Genomic DNA, 21,594 nt, shown 5'->3' on the forward strand with positions numbered 1-21,594 from the left:
ACAATCATCCATTAACCTAAAAAATCAACTGCAGCACCAATTCACCTCTTAACCTATTGACGGTAGAAACTCCTGAATTGTCATTGATAGAAGAAACTGCTGCTTGCAATTTCAAATCGTTGTTTTTAAAGTATTTTGACAACCCTAACGTTACTGCATCTTTATCTCTCAACTGAGAATTGGCATTGTCTCCAAACTCAGGAGTGGTGGTAGAATATCTAAAGTCGGCACCAAATCCGCTTTTCGTAACATATCCCAATTGAACATTTAGTGCATCTCCCAACAATAAAAACTCGCTAATTTGGGTGCGAGCCATTTCATTGGCACCTGCCACATCGGTAAAGGTTCCGTCTAAATTAGTTGCTGAAGCAACCACATATTCACCCAACAGTGAGAATCCTTTGTACTTCACCAAAATGTCGGTGTACACTTGTCTGTAATCCGGTTGTTGCTGATTACCCAATGCATTGTACAATAGAAAATCGCCATGTCCTTCTCCTACTCCATTGCTAGCTCCATCATTAAAGCTCGCTGCAGCACCAATCACCATTTTCAGTTGTTGTTCGTGTGCCAAGTCTGCCACTAAGTCATCGTTGCCTTTTGTAAACGTTCCCAATGGATAAACATCCAATCGAGCGGCATATTTAAATCCACCATAATCCACGTCTCTAGAATCAGCTCCAAATGAATTTCTACCATCTCCAGAAGTTACAGCAATTTGTGGAACAATGGCAAACTTCTCAGATCCAAAAGTGTAATCAACAAATAACCCAAACTCACGACCAGAATTGCTCAACGAAGTGCTCAACAATGACCGATCAGGAAATTGAAGCTTGGTTTCCATTATCAATAACTCCCTGTTGTTTCCGATGGTTTGCTTCTGTCCAAATGTAATGTTCAGCTTATTGGTCGGATGAAATGCCACCCAAGCATCTAGCAAAGGCGTACTCAAACTAAAATCCGTTTGAATGAAGAAACTCACTTTCTCTTTCAGCGCTTTTCCTGAAATGTTGAAATACGTTCGTTTGGCATTCATAAAGTAATCGGCATCGGCGTCTTCTATCTTTTCAAATGCGATGGATGGCTGAACCATTCCACTTATTTTAAACTGATAGTTGCCTTCATTAAAGCTAAAATTGAGGCCATTTCCCAACTCGAAGTCTACATTGGTCGTTGGCGTTGCTTCCTGAGCGTTCAACTGGAGTGCTGAAAAAAGTAAACAGCAATAAATTAATTTCTTAAACATGGTGTTGATCATTTTAGTGTTACAGAACTTCTGTCTTTAAATATCTATAAATGGGCAATGTGTCGCCCTCTTTGGTCTCAATTACTTCAAAAGTCACAAAGCTATTTTGCACTTCTGGTTCCAATACTTCCATCGCCAAATTGGCATTCGATTGATTCATATAAACGACGGCCGTACCCATTGGAAAAGTCTTTTTAATCAATTCTAATTTCACCGTCACGGTCTGTCGGTTGACACCTTCATATTTCTCCGCTTCTTGCTCATAGGTTTCAATCCGGTATTGCTCTACTTCCACTTCGGTCGCCTTTTCCAATACTTGTATCTCTAGTCCTAAGATTTTTAATTTTTCAATAACCGCTGATTGCTCTGGCAAAATCAAATAGGCTGCTGCTCTTGCTCGGGTATTAATAGGCGTCAATTGCAAGGCATCTCGAATGGTTACTTCCAAGTTCATTAATTCTGATTTATCTAAATCAATGACTTGAATGGACTGTTCCGACACTTGTTTTTTGGTTTTCAGCACTGCTTCTCCTTTGGCGGCTTCTGCTTTTTGTATTTCAGCTTTCACCTCAGCGCCATTTTCATACGCTGTTTTGATATAAGAAATAGCAATAATAAACGCTGTGTTGATTCTCCGTTTAAAAGAGGTTCGCCCTAAATCTATACCGCGAACCTCAATTAAACTAGAAATACAATTGGTTAAAGCGTATGAAGTAGCACTTGACCTCGAATTCTCAGATCCTTGATTAAAATGGATCGAACCCAAATGCTTTGTTGTCGAAATGTAATCGTGGTGGCTTAAACCTGCCGCATCTAATGCTGTTTGTGCCTGAGAAACAAAACGAGTTTTGGTGTATTTTCGAAGGCTTTCTGGAACATTTAAATTGCCTGAATACAAAAACATAACGTCATAATATCCTGCTATTCCGAACGTACTAAAAGAAGAAAAATCTTTCCGATACGGTTTGTACTCGTGAAAATCTAACGCTACCTCAGCTTTAAAATCGCTAAAAGCTTGTTTGAGGAATACACTTTCTTGCACATTCAATTTGGTTTGATCTCGATTCAAATCCAATCCATTGGCAGCATACCGATCTTCTTTTTCATAGCCATCAATATTGGCCATCGGGACAATCCCCAAAACGATTCGGTTTAATAAATAAGCGTATTCTTGATTGTTGAGTATTTGCTCAATAAGATACAATACACTTTCAGAGCTGCCCATTTCATTGCCGTGCAAACCGCCTTGAATCCAAACTTTCACTTTGGGTTCCTTACTCGTCTTATTATCTAGCACCACCATCGGTACTTTCTTTCCTTTCTGGCTTTCTCCTAAATAGCTCAAAGTGATTATTTCAGGATGCTCAGCAGTCTGTTTTTCCAAAAATGCAATCAATTCTTCGTGAGAAGTAAATCCCTTTTTCTTTTGAAAAGCAGGCGTGTTAATTGTCAACTCTGGGTCGGGATAGTATTTTTCGGTAATCTTTTTGGTTTGTGGAATGGGTTGGGCTTTGCAAGCCATCACACAAATGATCAAAACGATAGTTAGTAGATTCCTCATCTTAAAATGCGATTGATGTCATTAATCGAACAGACCACTCATTTCCACTAATCGGGTTTCCATAAATGTCATTTGAACCTGCTGCCAAATCAGTATAAGTAATGTCTCCTTGTATTTTAACACCGTAACTTCTGTCCAAATATTTTGTTGCCCCTATTGTATAGTGATTTGGTCGATTGTAAAATGTACCGTTATTCAAGAAAGAATTGTCATCGGCTTCCAAATGGGTGTATCGTGCATCGATGGACCATAAACTCTTGAAAAGGTATCCCATCTGAAGGTTGTATCCTTTCCCCAACATCATTCTACCCCTCACGTAATTCTTCACATCTTCCGTTCCGTCTACATCAAAAGTAGTAGCTATACTTCCATCCGTTCTCACTCGCTGTGTGATTGATTTCGGCACATAAGATTCAGTGCCTACAAATTCTCCAATCATAGAAAACCCCCTGTACTTGAATAAGAAATCAATTCCATACTTGGTGTAATCTGGCAGTGTTTCTTCACCGTCATTGTTCAAATATAAAATGGCTCCACTGTTTCGGCCTCTTCTACTGCTCATCCCATCGTTGTAACTGTAGGTAGCTCCGATCAACAACTTCGGAATATTCTCACGTGCCATGTCTGCTTGACGGTATTGACCATACCTAGTGAACAATCCAAATGGTAAGAAATCGACTCTAGCGCCGTATTTAAAACCACCATGATCAACCCCATAAACATTTAGTCCATCACCATTGGTTATGGCAATAGAAGGGCGCAAATAAGAACTTCCACCTGTTTTAAAAGAACCATCGATAAATATTCCGAACTCTCTAATACTACTGAAAGCAGAAGTCAATCTGCTTCTTTCAACCAATTGCAAGGTTTGTGAACCCATTGATAATTCCAAATTATCTGTCGGTGTGGTTTTTTGACCGAAGGAGATGCTGATTTGTTTGGTTAACCCATATCTGATCCAAGCATCCAATAGCAAACTGGCTTGATCATCTCCCACTTCTGAACTTCCGCTTAAATCAAATTGAAACCGATAGTCTAACTTATATTTCTTGATGTCTCCTGTCAATCTCAATCGAGCTCTTCGCATTCGAAAACGAGTCAGGTTATCCTTCTCATCATTGCCATTGTAGTTCAACACTTCCATCATTGGCTGAATGTATCCCCTTAAATTGATGGAATATTCGTCCTTATTTGAAAAAGTCAATCCTTCTCCAAAGGTATATTCGTTCAGCTTTGGTCCGTTTTGAGCATGACCAACAAGGCTACTGCACAGAAAAAGCAGCAGACCCATTGCCAAATGCTGACCAATACTCAAGTTGTTGGTTTTATTCATCAGAAGTTATCTTTTACAAGTAAATTGGAATTGGAAAGCATGTGTTTTCCTTTCGCGAAAACATCAGTTAAGGTTAAATCTTCCGTTAACCCACAGAAATCTGCATCGTAACCTACTTTGATGTGGCCCTTATTCTTCAATCCTAAATTCTTAGCCGGATTAGAAGTAATGATTTTAAAAGCGTCTGAAATGGACACCTTATTCTTTTGCACCAATTGCACGACTTGTGCAAAATTTTGATCAATGGGTGCTCGTCTAAATCCGATCATCTTTCCGTTTTCATCCAACTTTTCTAATCCTGCATTTCCATCGCTACTGAAGGTCATGTTCTCAATAGAAACGCCTTGCTCCAATGCATAGCTCACCGATTGATAAGGTTCTGTATACTTTGAGGCACCAGTAGTAATGTCAATCATTCCACCCATCTTGGCAAATCGAATGGCTTCATCAAACAATTCCTTGGTTCTTCCTACATGTGTTGGAGAAATATTGGCGATTGGAAAATGATGCTCTTCTACCAAACGGAAAAGGATGTCCATTTTTTCAGGTAAATTGCCCAAATGTAGGTGGAGAATTCCCTTCTTCTCTCCGACCATACCACCCACTCTAACTTGTCGCAACAAGCGCAGTAATTCCAAGTCAGTCGGATAAGAAGATCGGATATCAGTTATGGCTATTTTACAACCCAATACCTTATCGATAAATATCATTTCATCTTGTACATTCTCTAAAATGTGAGTGGGTTCCAATCCATAGTAGCCCGTATACATATAAGCCGTTACACCTTCTGTATCTAAAGACTTCACTTTCGCATACAAGGTTTTGATGCTTCTTGTTGACCCATCAGTTCCCAGCAAACCAACTACTGTAGTCGTTCCTGTAGAAACCAACTCAGTCATTTTAATTTCTGGTGTCATCGAAGAAAAGCCATGTTTCCCTCCTGCTCCAATCACATGCAAATGCTGATCGATGAATCCCGGCAATAGAATTTTACCTTGTGCATCCCATGTCTCTAAATTAGGGGCATTACAGGTCAAACCTTTTCCAATGGATAGAATTTTACCTCCACCAACTAGAATGTCATTCACTCCTAAATCTTCTGGACTGTATATGTGTGCGTTTTGAATTAAAAGCATATTAAATAAGGTGATAAATTAAAAGAAATACTAATGCGACTATTAAAGGGATAAAGTTTCGTTTTACGATATCCATGGTGCTCACTCCGGCTATTTCAGAGGTAGCAATAATGACTCCTGCAACTGGTGAAACAGTTCGACCCATTGACGCCGCTAAATTCATGGGTAAAATCATTGTGGTGGTTTTAATTCCAAACTTCAAGGCGATTTTAGGAACCAGTGGCGCAAAAGCAAAAAATGCTGCATTTCCGCTTCCCATAAGCATGGACGCCAAGAAAATCATGACTACCATAACGATAGTCACTCCTGTAGCTCCTAGTCCAATACTTTGGGAAGAGGCAATCAATCCGTCAATAAAACCTAAAGCAATTAATCCTTTGGCGAATATATCAGCAGCGATAATCAAGGTCACTACTGTTTTAAAAATATTTCCCATCCCATTCCAAAACACACTTAAGGACTTCAACACCTCTTTGATGTTTCGAGTCCGAATTAACTCAAAAAAAACGGCCACAAACAAACTGATGAGCATAGCTGTGGTGGTATTTAAGACAATGGGAACGGCAAAAAATTGAAAAATTTCTGAAAACACAATCAATAATATCAACGGCATTAACGGGATAATGGCATAAAAAGCAGGTGCTTTGGTTGCTGATTCATCCTCATCAACAGCTATGAATGTTTTGTCATCTAACTTCTTATCGTAATAACGATTGACGAAATAATACGTCACCATCAGCACCAAGCACAATGGAATCACGACTGGGATTTGTTCTTTTAAAAAGTAAGTGATGGAGTCCTCTTGTTCGATTTGTGTAGCGCTTGCTGTAATAGCAGAAGCTGGACCAATTCCGAAAGCAGTACAGGCTGTGATTACTGAAACAGCCGACAAACGACTGACTCCTAATTTGATTAAAATTGGGAAGATGGAAGCCATCAATAACAAACTCATTCCTGCTGCAGAAGGGATGCAAACGAAAAGCAATTGCCCGATTGGCAACACTGCTACAGTCGTTACATGTGGATATTTTTTCAATAAAGACAATGGTTTCATCGCTAGATTCACCAATGCATCAGAAGCTCCAATCTTGTCGATATACGCTACAAACCCACCAATGGCCATGATCATTAGACCGACTCCTGCATTGGTTTTTGCAAATGATTCTTCCATTAAGCGGAATAAATCAAACCCTGACCAACCAGTAACTTCGTCGAGCACTGGCAGTTTAAAGTTCAATGCTTCTGCTGCAATTAACATCAACAATCCTGCTATTAACAAGACTGCATGTGGGTAATACTTCTTTAACAGAAGACTAGCCACAATGACTATAAAAACTAAGGATAATATGGGTCCCATCAATGTCATAGTTATTAAAATGAGCTGCCGTCTATTTTAGTTCCTGGTGAAAACAACAATGGAGTATTATCGCCATGCTGCTCAAACTCACCTGTAATATCAGGATTTCGAGTATAGGATTCATTTGGATCATTAGATAACTCATCTGAATTAAATGTAATCACCCAATCTCCGTTAGGATCTTTTATGCCAATAACCTCACCTGAATTGTTAAAATTAAATCCTGAGTTTGCATTTAGCACCACTGCTGCGCCAAAGCTTCCTGTAGGATTACCTCCACCAAAAATTACTAGCGCTTTACCTGCAGGAATTACTGAATTAGCAGGGAAAGTATATTGATTGGTACCAGAAGTGGTATCGTCCCAAATTTCATAACCGACCAAATCAAATGGATTTGTACTCAAATTAATCAACTCAATAAAGGAATCGTCATCCTGATTGTAAACACCATCTCCATTTGCGTCTCCATCTAAACCAGAATTTGAAGGATCGTATAAAATCTCGTTAATAATCAATCGAGCAGTTGGAGCTACATCATCGTCTTCTATGGTAATAGATACAGCAGAGGTTGCACCTACTTCAGCACCTGTCACAGACAAAATACTAAGGTCAATGGTTTCTAGCCCTTCTTTCAATGTATCCTGTATAGCAGTCAAAGAAATGCTTGCAGATAAGCTTCCACTTGGAATAGTAATGCTCGATGCACTCAAAATATAATCTACCGTATTGGTAGCAGAACCAGCTGCAAACAAATCCACAACTACGTTAGTTGTTGCCGTATTCCTTAAGGTTGCAATCACAGTAGTGATCCCGTTATCTTCCGAAATATTAATTTGATTGGTGGAAATAGAAACCAATGGTGTTGGATTGACATCATCCGTTTCACAAGCATTTAATCCTAGCAAAAGTCCAGCTGCTAAGAAACCAAACGAAAATTTATTTTTCATACATTCTATTTTAGATAAAAAAAACTAGGGCGTTACAACCCTAGTTTTACTATTTTTTAAAATCTTACTTTTTGATTAAACGACTTGTGCTCACTTTTGAACCCACCATCACTCTCACTAAATATACTCCAGATTCTACCTCTTGAATATTGATGGTATTCGTTTTTGGTTGAACTGACTTCACCAATTGACCGCTCAAGGTATACACGTCAATTTGAGTTGCTCTTTCTTTCAAGTTGATGTTTAACTGATCAGTTGCTGGATTTGGATAAATACTGAACTCAAAATCATTCGCAAATTCATTGATTCTAGTTGATTGATTGGTGATTGAAATGACAGTAGAATCCGAAGTTCCTAATGGATCGTTTGAAGTCGCTATTACCGTCACATCGCCGTCTGCTACTGCAGTTAATAATCCTGTTGCACTTATCGTAGCGAAAGTACTTCCCGTAGAAAGCGACCAAGTTACTGTAGTGTCTGCTGCAGAAGTTGGCAATGCTGTTGCCATCATCTGTAAAGTTCCTGCTAAGGTATTGATGCTATCAACACCTGCCATTCCTTGCACCATTAATGAAGTTACCACAATATTCGTGTCAAATGGAGTACCATCTACTCGAGTACCTGGAGAGAACAATATAGCGGTGCTATCTCCATGCTGCGTTAATATTCCTGTAACATCAGGATATAAAGTGTAAGACTCATTTGGATTGTTAGACAATGTATCTGAATCAAAAGTTAATACAGTTACTCCATTGGCATCTTTCAACGCAATCACTTCGCCTGAGTTATTTAAACTGATCCCATTGGTGTCTACCAAAACAATTGCTCCACCGAAGTTTCCAACTGGAGTTCCTCCTCCGAAAAGCACCAAAACTCCTCCTGGAGGAATTAATGTTCCTGCTGGGAATATATACTCTGGAACCGTTGCAGCGGTATCGTCAAACAGCTCGTAATTACTAATGTCGAAATTGGTATTGCTGTTGTTGTAAATTTCTATAAACTCGTCTTCTCCTTGATCGTAGACCCCATCACCATTGGTGTCACCATCCAAGTTGTTATTGGAAGGATCGTAACAAACCTCATTGAAAAGGATTTGTCCAAACATTAGGGTTGAACTTAGGATAAGAATTGAAAGTGTGTATAATTTTTTCATAATTGAATGTTTTATTTATTGTACTCCCAAAGTAATCAGTAAAAGGGGTACTTTTAGCATACCAATTATTAATATATTAAAATACCAATTTGGAAACCATTATCAATCGCATCTATAAACGATACATCCAAAAGCTACAACAAAAGAACAGAAATGAGAACCGACTCTACTTCTTATTGTACGAAGCGATTAAGCATTCCATCATAGAAACAGAAATTCCACAAGGTGCCAATTTACCGCCTAGCAGAGCAATGGTAAAATCGATTGGAGTTTCTAGAAGCACCATTCTAAAAGCCTATGACTTATTAGTATTGGAAGGTTACATTGAATCTAGATTGGGATCTGGATACTACATCAAACCCTTGCAAACACCTGCAACAACGGAAGGTTCAATAGATCCAAACATCACTTACCCAGAACTCTCTGATTTAGGTAAGTCCTTTTTAGAAAACGTTGGTTTAATCAACAGCACAGACGACCAAAGTGTGGCTTTTCGACCAGGTGTGCCGCCATTGGATATTTTCCCTGTCAATCAATGGAAAAACCTCTCCAACCTTTATTGGCGACACATTAAATCCTCGGCCTTGACCTATTCTCCTTCATCGGGAAATGAGCAGCTAAAAAAGAACATTGCCAATTACCTCAACTTAAGCAGAGGGTTAAAATGCGACAGTCGCCAAATCATTATTGTCTCAGGCTCTCTACAATCTTTGTATTTGGCAGGTAGTGTGGTGCTCAATCCCAAAGATACAGTAGTGATGGAAAATCCTACTTTCCCAAATGTTCATTCTATTTTTAAAAGTCTCAGAGCAAAAATTGAAGGAATCACAATAGATGAAGAAGGAATCAAAGTGGACAAGATTCAATCTTCCACCGCTAAAATCATTCATACTACTCCTTCCGGTCACTACCCCACCGGAATCAGAATGAGTTTAAAACGACGATCAGAATTATTGGAATGGGCAAGTGAAAACAATTCATACCTCATTGAAAATGACTTCGAACATGAAATCAGTAATTACAAAGATGCTTTACCTTCTCTATTTAGCCTAGACCGAGAAGGACGAACCATTTACATGGGAACTTTCAATCGATTGCTGCATCCCTCCATTCGTATTGGGTACATGGTTTTGCCGTTTCCGTTAATCGATCCAGTTGAGGCGCTACTCAAGCATTCACACCGCTTTGTCCCTCCTTCTATTCAGGTGGTTTTGAATCAGTTTATAGAAAACAAATTATTATATAGCCATATAAAGAACTTGATTAAAACCGCTCAACTTCGGAAGCAACTCTTTGTCAACTTATTTGAAGAACAGTTCTCCGACTCCATGACATTGGTGAATAAGTCGAGCAATAGTTTACACTTATTGGCCGTATTTAAAAAAGGGAAAGAAAACGAGTCTATTATTAAGGAGTTCGCCAAAAAGAACATTATAGTTCATGCGTATAGCAAGTGCTTTGTGGGCCACCAAAAAGAAGCTGGTTTTATCTTGGGTTATTCCTCTGTTAGAGAAACATTGATCCAAAGAAGGCTTATGCAAATGGCTGAAATTTACAGGCAACATCCCTAATACTTAATTGGTATGTTAAATAGTATACTTTTGGTATGTTCGATATTATTTAATTTTAAAATAATTTTAAGGTCTTGTTAAAACACTATGAAACAAAATAAATCCTTCCGTTTTTTAATTGCAGTGCTGACCATTTTGCTGTTCAATGCTTGTGATAAAAACGAAGTTATCCCATCGGAAACATCCGATATCGTGGGCACTTTGAAGGGAACGGGCTCTTTTGTATACACTGATTTTGCACCGATGAGCGACAAACCCACCAATGTGTATTATCACATTCCTGCCAATACTACCGCACAATCGAAAATCCTAATTGTTTTTCATGGAGCAAGTAGAGATGCATTAGAGAATAGAAATACACTCATAGACAAAGCCAACCAATACAATACCATCGTTGTTGTGCCAGACTTCTCAGAAATAAATTTCCCAGGAGGAGATGGTTATAATTTAGGGAATGTCTTCATTGACGGAGATCATCCTTCACTGAGCACATTAAATCCAGAAGACCAATGGGCATTTTCACTGATCGAACCTTTGTTTGATTACATTAAAAAGTTGAGCGGAAATAAATCTGCTGCTTATGATGTGTTTGGCTTTTCAGCAGGGGGCCAATTTGCCCACCGTTTTGCGTTTTTTAAACCCAATGCTCGTTTTGATAAATTGGTTTCCTCCTCTTCTGGATGGTTCACCATGCCTGACAGCCAAGTGGACTTTCCATACGGAATCAAAGAAAGCCCTGTGAGTGCTTCGGCAATTGAAAACGCATTTGGAAGAAACATAACCGTAATGATTGGAGAAAACGATAACAATCCAAATGAAGGAGGCTTGCGGAGAAATGCAGAAGCCGATGCTCAAGGAACCAATCGATTGGCACGAGCAAAGTATTTTTACAATCAAAGTAATGCCATCGCAACCGGACAAAATACCCCATTCAATTGGCAATATCAATCCATTCCGAATGTAGCTCATGAATTTGCAGCTACTTCAACTTTTGCCTTTGACCGCATTTTTAGTAAATAAGATTAATAGCAGAATATGATGACCAAGAAGAACTTAGGATTAATATTAGGCCCACTTCTGTTTATATTGATTCAATTTTTCTTTCAAGCAGATGGATTATCACCTCAAGCCACTGCAGTATTAGCCACGACCGTTTGGGTGGCCCTTTGGTGGATAACGGAAGCCATTCCGATTGAAGTGACAGCATTACTCCCGATTATCTTATTTCCACTCTCTGGCGCTTTAGGGCTTACAGAAACGGGTTCAGCTTACGGTCATAAATTCATTTTCTTATTCGTAGGCGGTTTCATTTTGGCCATCGCCATCGAAAAATGGCAACTCCACAAACGCATTGCTTTGCACATCATCCAAATAGTAGGAACTAGTTTGGTCAATATTATGTTGGGTTTTATGCTCAGTACCGCCCTACTTTCTATGTGGATTTCCAATACGGCCACTACGGTAATGATGTTGCCTATTGGAATGGCAGTCATTGCTCAAATGCGAAACAGCGAGTCCTCAGAACTTAGCAGCAATTTTGGAAAAGCATTGATGTTGTCCATTGCCTATAGTGCCTCTATTGGTGGAATGGCCACATTGATTGGCACACCTCCCAACTTAATTTTTGCAGGAGTTATTACTGAATTGTATGGCATTGAAATTTCCTTTTTGCAATGGTTTTCTTTTGGATTGCCCATTTCGATTATCTTATTGGCCGTTTGCTGGGTTTACTTGGGGAAATTTGCTTTCAACTTAAAAGGCAAACAATTTCCTGGTGGTAAAGCATTAATCGACCAACAGCTGAAAGAATTAGGCCCGGTGGGGAGGGAAGAGAAATCAATTTTAGTCGTGTTCCTACTGACCGCTATGGCATGGATTTGCAGAGGATTTTTATTGAACAAAATCATGCCCGCCATGGACGATACGATCATTGCATTAATCGCTGCAGTGATTTTATTCTTGATTCCTTCGAGCAAGAAAGGAGAAAAACTGATGACCTGGAAAGATGCGGTAGAATTGCCTTGGGGCGTTTTATTGTTGTTTGGCGGTGGAATTGCCCTGGCCATAGGTTTTGAAAGCAGTGGCTTGGCTGAATGGATTGGCAGCCAACTGACCAGTTTGCAAGGGCTTTCCATCTTTTTACTGTTGTTGATTATTGTAGCTGCAGTCAATTTCTTAACCGAGATTACCTCCAACTTGGCAACTACAGCGATTCTATTGCCCATATTGGCCGCTTTAGCACTAGTATTGGACATTCACCCATTTTTGCTTTTGGTAGCAGCTACCGTAGCCGCTTCATGCGCTTTTATGCTGCCAGTAGCCACACCACCCAATGCATTAGTTTTTGGAACTGGATATGTAAAAATGAACGACATGATTAAAACAGGAATCTGGTTAAACCTCATTTCAATTGTGATTTTAACGCTAATCGTCTATTTCTGTTTGCCGTTGATTTGGGATTTCGATGTAACTCCGTTTCCAGCATTTTAGGAGGAACTAACTGTTAGTTCATTAAAAAAAAGAAAGGTTGACGATCAAAACTCTATATTTGCAACCAACTTCCTTATCAACTATGATTTAAAAACTATGAACCTAAAAATTACCATTCCAGCATTTCTATTGGCCTTTATTTCGTTCCATTCGTTTAGTCAAAATTTATCCAATGGTTTAAAAGCCCACTTTAATTTTGAAAACAATCTATTGGATGTCAGTGGAAACAATGAGCACCTTACCAATTTAAACGGAAATCCTATTTATAATTTAAGAGATAGTAATAATTACTCTCTTTTTTTGGATGGATTTTCAACCATAACATCCATCACCTCATTCAATAATTCTTCTTATACTCAATCCGCTGTTTCACTATGGGTTAAAACCGTCAATAGTACATCCATTTTCCAAATTTGTTTACAAGGTGCAGGCATGGGATTTGGAGCATACATAGAAGGAAACACTGGAAAGTTTATGGGATTTTTTGATGCGTCGTCTTCTGGTGCAGCAAAAAGTGTAAACCCTATAAATGATAATCAATGGCACCACATTGTAATGCAAAATAATGGAACAGTTACTTTGCTTTATGTTGATGCCATCCTAGAAGGAACTGTACCTGATAATTTATCGGTAGGAAGTGGAACAACCAACAATAAACTTTACATCGGAAAATCTAATCAGGGTCAATATGTTTTTAAAGGAGCATTGGATGAACTTCGAATTTACAATAGATTGTTAACCCAAATAGAGATTGACTCTTTATACAATAAACACAAATTGGTTTCAATCGGAGAAATCAATGAAACATTAGATTTACCAGTTTCAATCTATCCCAACCCAACAAAAGAGCAAATCACAATTGATTTTAAAAAGAAGTACTCCAAAATTGAAATAGAGGTCACCGATATTTTAGGTCAATCCATCCTAAACACGACGCAGCAAAATGATCAATTCTCTCAAATCAATCTTCCGGGTGAACCGGGAATCTATTTCGTTAGAATGGTACTAGATGGAAAGGTTCGTACTCAAAAAGTTATTAAAAAGTAAGCGTATTGTAGATCAGATTCTATTCGTATTTTTCTAACGAATTCAGAATAGCGCTTAAACTACTTCACTTTCTGGCTAATAAAATTAGGTCTAAAGTCAAATTTCAATTGTGATTTTTAGGCTAATCGTCTTTCTCTGTTTGCCGTTGATTTGGGATTTCGATGCAATCCCATTTCCAGCATTTTAGGAAAGCAATAACTTTAAGATTTTACTAGTTCTATTTGATTTTCAATCAAATCTGTTAATTTTATTGAACCTGATTGTGGAATTAGTTCTTTTTTTCACTTATCTTCGAGTTTGAAAAATTTGGTTGTAAAATTTAAATAAAATGAATTATCCGTTTTTAAATGACAACGACTTGTCCGCCGTGGCGGAAACGACTAATACGTTTACTGCCGTGGAGGAAACGACATTACTTGTCAGACTATTGGCTGAAACGACTAATAACCGTTTTTCTGATTAATTTTTAGCTTAATAAATTGTAATTAATATATATAAAGTACATTCTGACATAAGGTGAATAAACGTACCATTCGCTTTATTCGGATGTTACCTTTCATTTCCCACATCGCAACTTCAGAACCAAATTGGAACGGAAGTTATCTATATCTCCAGTTTTTATTAATTTTTTGCAAATGTAAAATGGATTGCGAAAATGAATTAAAATTATGATAGATTTGAATAAGATATAAACAACTGAGTATAAATGACTAATTGTTATTTATTCGAGAATTAATTGTTAAATATTATTTTTTACTGTATAATTATGAAACATAGATTTTTATATAGGGCGCTTAGAAAGCTTGAAATTGAATCCGACTATACCTTGATTCCAAAGGAATTTTCAAATGAAGAATTTACCTCAGAACCAAGATTTGGAATAGATACCACTTTCCCCTTTAAATTTGGTAGTGTTGATAATAAAGTGAGACAGCATCAATGGAAACAAGATGGTTTGCCAACTCGTGGCATATCAACTACTCCGTTTTTTGAAAGAGCAGAGTTTTATGGTCAACGAAATAGAATTATCGCAAAGATTGATAGTCAATTGTTTGAAAAATATGGAATAGAAACATTTGATGTTAATGAAATCTTAGGTTTCAGACCTTCAGATATTGCGGTTAAGGAAGATAATGAGATTATTTTGACTTATAATAAATCAGGAGCATTTCCCAAAGACCTTATTGTCGAATTGATAAATTTAGATGAGATTAAAAACGAAAGGTAACAATGCATAATAAAACATAAGGGCGACAGTGGTTTACGGAATATTTATGCGTTTAATAAAGCCCGCCAAATTTGCAATTTGACGAGTTGATTAAAAAGTTTAAATTTGTGTCTAATCGCAAGTTTGGCTACGTGCAATTATGAGAGTTTTGTGTTCCAAAATCCTTACGTTTCATATGCCAACGTTGGGCACAATATAAACGATGAAAGCAACTTCAGTATTCATAATCACATTGGTCGTTACAATTTCGACAGCATGTGGACAGTCTGTAGAAAACATTGTCCGAAAAATCGCTGACGTAAATGAAGTTCAATACAAACATGTTGGAATTGCAGGGCAACCAAGTGAGAATTACCAGAATTTTGAAAAACTCAAAGAAAAGGCGGACATTCAGACTCTTCTTGATCTGACTGAAAACAAAAATCCAGTAGTTGCTTGCTATGCAAGTTGGGCTTTAATTGACAAGGAATATTCAGACTTAGCTCCAATATTTTCAAAATATCTAAACTCTGATAAAAGTGTTGCAACGTTCAGTGGTTGTATAAAATCCGAAGACAACTTGTCAAGTGAATTTTATCATAGATTTTGGAATAAGACAAAGGATAAGAGAACAAACCCAACACTTATAAAACTAGACAGCCTTATTCTTTACCTTGACAATCCAGATTGGCTCTTACTAACCAGAGCTTTAGAAAACAGAGTTTACCCAAAATCTTACAACCAAAGAATTGCCACCTTGGCTTTTGAAAAAGGATATAAGGAAGCGTTTTTTTACCTGTCGAATTGGTACAAGGCTGAATATAACGACCAACTTAGAAAAGCTTTAGTCAAGTATCTGAAAAACACCAATTTTAAAGATGTGGGAACAACTCCGTATTATGAAACCGTTGCTGAACTTCTAAAATTTAATGATGATAATATCCAAAAAATTGTAATCGAGAAACTTAAGAACGACAGGCATTGGGAATATGATAAGGAGAAGTTTAAGTTTCTACTTGACCAATATTATATCTACCAAAGTGACTTAGAAAAATAAAAATACTGTGCCCAACAATGGCTAAAAATCATAGCTGCCCTGCGGGACAGCAACGCTTTTTAGCCGGGCCGTTATGCGTAATTCAATAAAAAAAGAATTTAAGAAATGAAAAAACTATCGAGTATTCTGTTGATTTTGGTCTCAATTGGAATTTTTGGAACACGTATTTCAAAAAAGGTTGTTTTTGAGCAAAATGTTAAAGGCTATTTAAAAAGAGCGGGTGATGCAAACACCATAGAGCTTGCGAATATTGAATTAACTAAAGCAATTGATTATTTAGAAGCCAATAATTTAACAAGTGGCTATACATCAATTCTATGGAAAACTCCAGATGAAGATGTTGATTTTTGGTTTCGAAATTTAAAAGCAAGCCAAAATGAACTTCAAACTTTGAATTCCGAAAGTCCTTTGGAAAGAACAAATGTTTTAATGAAACTCAGAGAGACATTATTGGATACAGGTGAAAGTACAAAAGTTACAGTACCAAGAGGGTTAGCGGTATTTCCAAATAATAAGTTATGGGCATTTTTAATGTCAATTGCAATCTTATTTGGATTCATAGGTATAATGATTCCTGTCGTTGAAGCTGATAAGAAATCAAAAAAGGAGAAAGCCACCAACAATGGCTAAAACGTCAATAGCTTCCATTCGGTCGCTACTACTTTAAGCCAAGTAGGTAATCAAAAATCTGGTACGTTAAAGGGACATCCTTTACACTATTTGGACTTATAGTCTGAAAGCCATTTGAAAAGCATATTGATTTTCTGAAAAACACCAACAATTACTTTTTGGAAAGAAGATGAATATCGCTAAGTACTAGTATAACAAACTCCTTCCATTTATTCCAATGAAAACTGCACTATAGCAGCTTTAAACAGCCACTTTGTTATAGTTAAATAAATGCAATAAAACTCACCTTTTAGAGGTAGAATTTTCCGTTCTAGAATATGTTGAATACCTTTGCCCAATTAAGCTCATCTATTCCTCCTGCAGCTTTCGGAATTCAGTCATACCTCATTCGTATTTCTCAGTAAAATAATAATAAGCAGGCAGATCTATTAACTATAATTTAATTATTCTCCAACTTGATAGAATACATTTTCCTATTTACCGTATTGCTTGTTTCCAATGTAATCCTAATCGGGATAATTCGTGGTGAAATTCGGCACAAATTTGTCGAAAGGAATTTATACGATTATTATGATAAACACCCGAACGATTTTACAACACGGCGTTGGCACAACTTTAAAAAGTCAGCTTTTCAAAAAACAGGGTTGATTATCGTGCTACTTTTAACCATTATTGAATTTTACCTGTTCAATTCTACCAGCTTCTAAGGTCCAACGGTCTATTTACGAGTTAAAATTAAGGAGTAAGATGAGGCTTAGGATTACATAATAAGAGTCACAAAATCAATAGAATAAACTAAGCCCAGTTTGTTCTAATAAGCATCTTCAGTACTTTTTTTAGAACTCTCTACTACTAATTTACTACCTAAATAAACGAGTATTTAAGTAAAATTCGGAACTTGTAAGGGTTAATTGACATTCCATTAAAACTCACAACTATGAAAACTAAAGAATACTCAAACGGAGAAATTACCATCAATTGGACACCTGAAAAATGCATTCATGCAGGGGTATGTGTCAAAACACTACCGAAAGTCTACCATCCCAAATCACAACCTTGGATTCAACCTGAGAATGCAACAACTGCAGAACTAATTGACCAAGTAGGCAAATGCCCCTCAGGAGCGTTGAGTATTAAAAAGTAAGTTTAACCAATTATTATTCAATAGACTGCAGAACTATTCCTTTTTTTCTCTTATTTTCGGAATTGGAGAACTTAAAGTATTGATATGACTTACTGAGTGTTTTGTATTCATTCGTTCTCAAAAAACTACCATGAAAAGATTCATTACATTATCCTTTGCATTATTAATTTTCAATTGCTGTTTCGCACAAAACACTGAGCTATTAACTGGTTTTTGGAAATTTTCGAATGTCTCTAGCACAAACCCAAACTGTAAAGACGTCAGCTATTTTCCTATACATTCCTTTCATTTTAAAAAGGATGGAAAAGCAGAATTTAAATCGGAAGAAGGAATTGCAAAGGCTGATTACAAGGTAGTAAATAGGGGAATACAATTAACCAATTTGATTGAAAATGGAGTGAAGCAAGCAGGAATGGCTGAATTTGAAATAAAGGATTTAACCGCCACCACCCTTACCTTGAAAGTCCAATATGAATGCGGTAGCATTGACATACTTTTCAAGAAGTAAAAATGAATTTAAAAATCATCGTAAAACCCTCTTCCCTCCTATTCTTATGGCTATCCACTTAGCTATTTTTCTCCTAGCTTATCTTTGAGAGTTTATAATAATTAACTTCACAGTACAAACACACCTCATGTTAAAGCAACTCATCAGTTACATCTACCCTTTTACCAAAGAAGTACAGTCGAAGTTTAGTGGAATATTAGAGGTGACCCTAATCAATGGCCGAAAAGTATTGGATACCTTGAATACCAATTATTCCTTTGGATCACTGCAACGCGTGTTGAAGTTTTCGTTGGATCAAATCAATCTGGAGCAAACTAAAAATGCTTTAATTTTAGGGTTAGGTGGCGGATCCGTTATACAAACGCTTAAAGAAGAAAAAGGGTTCATGGGTAAAATTACTGCTGTGGATATTGATCAAGTGATCATTGATATTGCGGCCAATGAATTCAACATTTCTTCTGACGACCAAGTTGCCATTATTTGTGATGACGCATTGAATTTTGTAGCAAATGATGCAAACAAATACGACCTTATCATTGTGGACCTCTTCCTTGACAATAAAATACCTAGTCAATTTTTGACGCTCGAATTTTGGAAGTACGTTTTGGACCTATTGGCAGAGGATGGAGATATCATTTTCAACACTTTGTGCCACCCAAAAACGGATTTAACTGTTCTGAAAGAAAAGCTTCACCGAAGACACATGAACTTCGAAGTTCACCGATATGTCGAAAAATCCAATAAAGTATTAATTGCACACAATAACCACGCAGCATAAACACCATATTTTGAGCAAACGGCCTATACTACAAGCGACAGTTATTGTTGCCCGCAGACAGTGCTCGGCTAGCGGCTACTTTAAATAACACAATCGTTTGGTACGATTTCTTTTCTAGTGCTATTCCGTTGCACATTGGTCCCACATTAAGCATTGCGGCCAATCCTACAAATGGAATGGTAACTCTAACCGGAGTGTTAAATCCAAAATCAGCAATCACCCTTTATAACACGCTTGGAAAAATGGTGCTAAAAGCTTACACTCCATCTTCAACAATCGACTTGAGCCATCTTCCAAAAGGAATTAACTTTCTAACCATTACAAACGGACTGGCCCACTTTTCTGAAAAAATAGTGTTGCAGTAAATGCTCCTCACCTAGCAGTTGCAAGGCTTTGCTAAAATAAATCCCTTTTACAACACTTTATTTTTCAACAGACTATAGCTTTATTGAAAAAAAGCCATTATATTAGCGACTGATTAAAAGGCTGTTGGTGATTATTGATTTAATTGACAGCTGGCTTTTTCTTATTAAGCATTGAAATACAAGTTAATATATGCTTAAAATAAGAATATGATGCACTGAGTGTGTTAAATCAATAGATGTGCTTCATATCGTAACAATTAAACCGAAATAAAATGAACAAAAATTATCAGGACGAAAATTTTTTCCTTTCCGAAAATGGAAGCGATCAATTTGAAAAAGAAACATCCGAGAAAACAAAACATTTATGTGTTACTGACGAAGCGGATGAAGTACAAAGAGTCGACGAGTCTCATTCTGTAAAAGATAAGCAGAAGCTTATCGAAATTGTCGTTGGACTTGGAGACCACATTCCATTATGGAATCAAAATGTTATTCTAAGGTGGCGATTGCATCCATCATTTAATAACTACAGTAATTCGGAAAATGTAAAAAGCTACGTCAGGGGCATATTTAACGATGCGGTGAATGCATGGGGAACTTCTTCTCCTGTATCATTTAAAGAGGATAATCGGTATATTGATTTCGAGATTATCATGAGACCAGACAACTGCAATACTCATGGTTGCACCCTTGCAAGTGCTTTTTTCCCTAATTCTAACATTAATGTTCTTACTCTTCACCCGAAGATGTTTCAACAGAATCGTATTGAGCAAATCGAAACTATGATTCATGAAATAGGCCATATTTTCGGGCTAAGACATTATTTTGCAAAAGAAAAGGAAGCCACTTGGCGTAGTGAAATATTTGGTCACCATTACCCATTAACTATTATGAATTATGGACATAACTCTACACTGACGGATCAAGATAAATTGGATTTAAAAAAATTATATTCAATGGTTTGGAGTGGTCAATTAACTCAAATTAATGGAATGCCGATCCGCTTGTATAAATCACGAACTCAATCTTGAAAATAGAATACAAAGCACAATCGAGTAGATGGCTCCGACTAATCCCGATAGCTATCGGAAAGGCAGTTCGTTAACCATCATGACAATTGCTCTTTACACTAATTATCGCTATCTCATACTTTCATAAAAGAACCCCCATTGACAACACTTTATTTTTCAATAGACTATAGTTTTATTAAAAAAAAGCAGTTACCTTGGCGACTGATTAAAAGACGGTTGGTGATTATTGTTTTAATTGACAGCTGGCTTTTAACCATTAAGTATTGAAATATTAATAGATAGAAATATAAAAAGTAGACAAACGTATCTTTCGATTTAATCGGGTGTTGTGTGTAATTAAAGAGAAAATATGCCATTCAAAGAAGAAATAAAAGAAGGAATAGAGGATTATATAAAAAATCACTTACCAGATGAATTTTGGTTTGATGACTACTTTGATTATGTTGATGATGAAAAATTAAAAAATAGATTGTCAGAAGAATTTAAAGCCATTCGTTACATATATAAGTTTATGGAAGGAATGCAAGCTGATGACTATTTGCAAAATGCTCAAATCAGAATTCAGATATTTTACTATGCGTCAATATACGAAGCGGTGATACACCATCTTCTTTTTGAGACTTTTAAAGACATACAAGATGTTAAAGATTTATTTAAAACTAAAATGTATAAGAAGATTTCTGTCAGCAAAGAATTAAATGAATTAGTTCACGATGGTAAGGATATTATAACAATGTACGAAACCATCGGGAAAAGAGAAATAAACACCATACGCTTTGAGCATAAAATTGAGGCTTCTACTAAATTAGGATTGATTGACGAAAAACTTGGAGAAGAATTAAAAGAAATATATAACCTAAGAAACGCTATTCATCTGCATGCAGAACTACGTAAAGGAATAGAATACGAAATGGAAATGTCCACTATTGCTTATAGAAGAATGAAGATATTTAGAGAGCAAATAACATCCGGATTGGATAAATTAAAATAAGAGTGATTTTTTCAAAAAAAATGAAAATCTTAGAACCATTAT

General features: G+C 36.9%; 20 protein-coding genes. 13 read left to right on the forward strand and 7 right to left on the reverse strand.

Annotation, left to right across the window (positions count from 1 at the left end; all coding sequences use genetic code 11):
• Nucleotides 1-16: 16 nt before the first annotated feature.
• The 7 genes from ACTB0X_RS17515 to ACTB0X_RS17545 all read right to left on the reverse strand — a co-directional run bounded on the left by ACTB0X_RS17515 (nucleotide 17) and on the right by ACTB0X_RS17545 (nucleotide 8,733).
• Complete coding sequence (locus ACTB0X_RS17515; protein WP_463026353.1) at nucleotides 17-1,246, reverse strand: hypothetical protein; 1,230 nt, start codon at nucleotides 1,244-1,246, stop codon at nucleotides 17-19.
• 19 nt (nucleotides 1,247-1,265) lie between these two features.
• Nucleotides 1,266-2,807, reverse strand: coding sequence for a M14 family metallopeptidase (locus ACTB0X_RS17520; RefSeq protein ID WP_463026354.1), 1,542 nt, complete (start codon nucleotides 2,805-2,807; stop codon nucleotides 1,266-1,268).
• 1 nt (nucleotide 2,808) lies between these two features.
• Nucleotides 2,809-4,140 carry a porin gene (locus ACTB0X_RS17525; protein WP_463026355.1) on the reverse strand — a complete coding sequence of 444 codons (1,332 nt, stop codon included), beginning with the start codon at nucleotides 4,138-4,140 and terminating at the stop codon, nucleotides 2,809-2,811.
• Entirely contained in the window at nucleotides 4,140-5,276 is a 1,137-nt protein-coding gene (gene iadA, locus ACTB0X_RS17530; RefSeq protein WP_463026356.1) for a beta-aspartyl-peptidase, read from the reverse strand. Before iadA ends, ACTB0X_RS17525 begins: the two co-directional genes overlap by 1 nt.
• Nucleotide 5,277: 1 nt before the next feature.
• Nucleotides 5,278-6,633 carry a C4-dicarboxylate transporter DcuC gene (gene dcuC, locus ACTB0X_RS17535; RefSeq protein ID WP_463026357.1) on the reverse strand — a complete coding sequence of 452 codons (1,356 nt, stop codon included), beginning with the start codon at nucleotides 6,631-6,633 and terminating at the stop codon, nucleotides 5,278-5,280.
• A gap of 14 nt (nucleotides 6,634-6,647) precedes the next feature.
• A complete protein-coding gene (locus ACTB0X_RS17540; RefSeq protein ID WP_463026358.1) occupies nucleotides 6,648-7,580 on the reverse strand; it encodes a lamin tail domain-containing protein in 933 nt (310 codons plus the stop codon).
• Nucleotides 7,581-7,644: 64 nt separating this feature from the next.
• The gene (locus tag ACTB0X_RS17545; protein WP_463026359.1) at nucleotides 7,645-8,733 is read right to left on the reverse strand and encodes a lamin tail domain-containing protein; all 1,089 of its coding nucleotides are present in this window, start codon (nucleotides 8,731-8,733) and stop codon (nucleotides 7,645-7,647) included.
• An 89-nt stretch (nucleotides 8,734-8,822) separates the two neighbouring features.
• Between ACTB0X_RS17545 and pdxR the strand changes: the two genes are divergently transcribed.
• The 13 genes from pdxR to ACTB0X_RS17610 all read left to right on the forward strand — a co-directional run bounded on the left by pdxR (nucleotide 8,823) and on the right by ACTB0X_RS17610 (nucleotide 21,552).
• Nucleotides 8,823-10,304 carry a MocR-like pyridoxine biosynthesis transcription factor PdxR gene (pdxR, locus tag ACTB0X_RS17550; RefSeq protein WP_463026360.1) on the forward strand — a complete coding sequence of 494 codons (1,482 nt, stop codon included), beginning with the start codon at nucleotides 8,823-8,825 and terminating at the stop codon, nucleotides 10,302-10,304.
• Nucleotides 10,305-10,391: 87 nt separating this feature from the next.
• Nucleotides 10,392-11,324, forward strand: coding sequence for a hypothetical protein (locus tag ACTB0X_RS17555; protein WP_463026361.1), 933 nt, complete (start codon nucleotides 10,392-10,394; stop codon nucleotides 11,322-11,324).
• 15 nt (nucleotides 11,325-11,339) lie between these two features.
• A complete protein-coding gene (locus ACTB0X_RS17560) occupies nucleotides 11,340-12,794 on the forward strand; it encodes an SLC13 family permease (protein ID WP_463026362.1) in 1,455 nt (484 codons plus the stop codon).
• 96 nt (nucleotides 12,795-12,890) lie between these two features.
• Nucleotides 12,891-13,841, forward strand: coding sequence for a LamG-like jellyroll fold domain-containing protein (locus tag ACTB0X_RS17565; protein ID WP_463026363.1), 951 nt, complete (start codon nucleotides 12,891-12,893; stop codon nucleotides 13,839-13,841).
• 766 nt (nucleotides 13,842-14,607) lie between these two features.
• Complete coding sequence (locus ACTB0X_RS17570; RefSeq protein WP_463026364.1) at nucleotides 14,608-15,069, forward strand: hypothetical protein; 462 nt, start codon at nucleotides 14,608-14,610, stop codon at nucleotides 15,067-15,069.
• 202 nt (nucleotides 15,070-15,271) lie between these two features.
• The gene (locus tag ACTB0X_RS17575; RefSeq protein ID WP_463026365.1) at nucleotides 15,272-16,105 is read left to right on the forward strand and encodes a hypothetical protein; all 834 of its coding nucleotides are present in this window, start codon (nucleotides 15,272-15,274) and stop codon (nucleotides 16,103-16,105) included.
• 105 nt (nucleotides 16,106-16,210) lie between these two features.
• A complete protein-coding gene (locus ACTB0X_RS17580; RefSeq protein WP_463026366.1) occupies nucleotides 16,211-16,735 on the forward strand; it encodes a hypothetical protein in 525 nt (174 codons plus the stop codon).
• Between the two features lie 937 nt (nucleotides 16,736-17,672).
• Complete coding sequence (locus ACTB0X_RS17585) at nucleotides 17,673-17,879, forward strand: (4Fe-4S)-binding protein (RefSeq protein WP_463026367.1); 207 nt, start codon at nucleotides 17,673-17,675, stop codon at nucleotides 17,877-17,879.
• A gap of 130 nt (nucleotides 17,880-18,009) precedes the next feature.
• Nucleotides 18,010-18,387, forward strand: a complete 378-nt coding sequence (locus ACTB0X_RS17590) for a hypothetical protein (RefSeq protein WP_463026368.1) — start codon at nucleotides 18,010-18,012, stop codon at nucleotides 18,385-18,387.
• 127 nt (nucleotides 18,388-18,514) lie between these two features.
• Nucleotides 18,515-19,165: a spermidine synthase gene (locus tag ACTB0X_RS17595; protein ID WP_463026369.1), complete on the forward strand. Its 651-nt coding sequence runs from the start codon at nucleotides 18,515-18,517 to the stop codon at nucleotides 19,163-19,165.
• Between the two features lie 47 nt (nucleotides 19,166-19,212).
• The gene (locus tag ACTB0X_RS17600; protein ID WP_463026370.1) at nucleotides 19,213-19,530 is read left to right on the forward strand and encodes a T9SS type A sorting domain-containing protein; all 318 of its coding nucleotides are present in this window, start codon (nucleotides 19,213-19,215) and stop codon (nucleotides 19,528-19,530) included.
• 272 nt (nucleotides 19,531-19,802) lie between these two features.
• Nucleotides 19,803-20,561, forward strand: coding sequence for a matrixin family metalloprotease (locus tag ACTB0X_RS17605; protein WP_463026371.1), 759 nt, complete (start codon nucleotides 19,803-19,805; stop codon nucleotides 20,559-20,561).
• Nucleotides 20,562-20,910: 349 nt separating this feature from the next.
• Nucleotides 20,911-21,552, forward strand: coding sequence for a hypothetical protein (locus ACTB0X_RS17610; protein ID WP_463026372.1), 642 nt, complete (start codon nucleotides 20,911-20,913; stop codon nucleotides 21,550-21,552).
• Nucleotides 21,553-21,594 lie beyond the last annotated feature (42 nt).

Source organism: Acidiluteibacter sp., from assembly GCF_055129545.1.

Excerpts from the sequence above, each read along its gene's own strand:
- ACTB0X_RS17515 (WP_463026353.1), bottom strand. The coding sequence starts at position 1,246 with ATGTTTAAGAAATTAATTTATTGCTGTTTACTTTTTTCAGCACTCCAG.
- ACTB0X_RS17520 (WP_463026354.1), bottom strand. The coding sequence starts at position 2,807 with ATGAGGAATCTACTAACTATCGTTTTGATCATTTGTGTGATGGCTTGC.
- ACTB0X_RS17525 (WP_463026355.1), bottom strand. The coding sequence starts at position 4,140 with ATGAATAAAACCAACAACTTGAGTATTGGTCAGCATTTGGCAATGGGT.
- iadA (WP_463026356.1), bottom strand. The coding sequence starts at position 5,276 with ATGCTTTTAATTCAAAACGCACACATATACAGTCCAGAAGATTTAGGA.
- dcuC (WP_463026357.1), bottom strand. The coding sequence starts at position 6,633 with ATGGGACCCATATTATCCTTAGTTTTTATAGTCATTGTGGCTAGTCTT.
- ACTB0X_RS17540 (WP_463026358.1), bottom strand. The coding sequence starts at position 7,580 with ATGAAAAATAAATTTTCGTTTGGTTTCTTAGCAGCTGGACTTTTGCTA.
- ACTB0X_RS17545 (WP_463026359.1), bottom strand. The coding sequence starts at position 8,733 with ATGAAAAAATTATACACACTTTCAATTCTTATCCTAAGTTCAACCCTA.
- ACTB0X_RS17555 (WP_463026361.1), top strand. The coding sequence starts at position 10,392 with ATGAAACAAAATAAATCCTTCCGTTTTTTAATTGCAGTGCTGACCATT.
- ACTB0X_RS17560 (WP_463026362.1), top strand. The coding sequence starts at position 11,340 with ATGATGACCAAGAAGAACTTAGGATTAATATTAGGCCCACTTCTGTTT.
- ACTB0X_RS17565 (WP_463026363.1), top strand. The coding sequence starts at position 12,891 with ATGAACCTAAAAATTACCATTCCAGCATTTCTATTGGCCTTTATTTCG.
- ACTB0X_RS17570 (WP_463026364.1), top strand. The coding sequence starts at position 14,608 with ATGAAACATAGATTTTTATATAGGGCGCTTAGAAAGCTTGAAATTGAA.
- ACTB0X_RS17575 (WP_463026365.1), top strand. The coding sequence starts at position 15,272 with ATGAAAGCAACTTCAGTATTCATAATCACATTGGTCGTTACAATTTCG.
- ACTB0X_RS17580 (WP_463026366.1), top strand. The coding sequence starts at position 16,211 with ATGAAAAAACTATCGAGTATTCTGTTGATTTTGGTCTCAATTGGAATT.
- ACTB0X_RS17585 (WP_463026367.1), top strand. The coding sequence starts at position 17,673 with ATGAAAACTAAAGAATACTCAAACGGAGAAATTACCATCAATTGGACA.
- ACTB0X_RS17590 (WP_463026368.1), top strand. The coding sequence starts at position 18,010 with ATGAAAAGATTCATTACATTATCCTTTGCATTATTAATTTTCAATTGC.
- ACTB0X_RS17595 (WP_463026369.1), top strand. The coding sequence starts at position 18,515 with ATGTTAAAGCAACTCATCAGTTACATCTACCCTTTTACCAAAGAAGTA.
- ACTB0X_RS17605 (WP_463026371.1), top strand. The coding sequence starts at position 19,803 with ATGAACAAAAATTATCAGGACGAAAATTTTTTCCTTTCCGAAAATGGA.
- ACTB0X_RS17610 (WP_463026372.1), top strand. The coding sequence starts at position 20,911 with ATGCCATTCAAAGAAGAAATAAAAGAAGGAATAGAGGATTATATAAAA.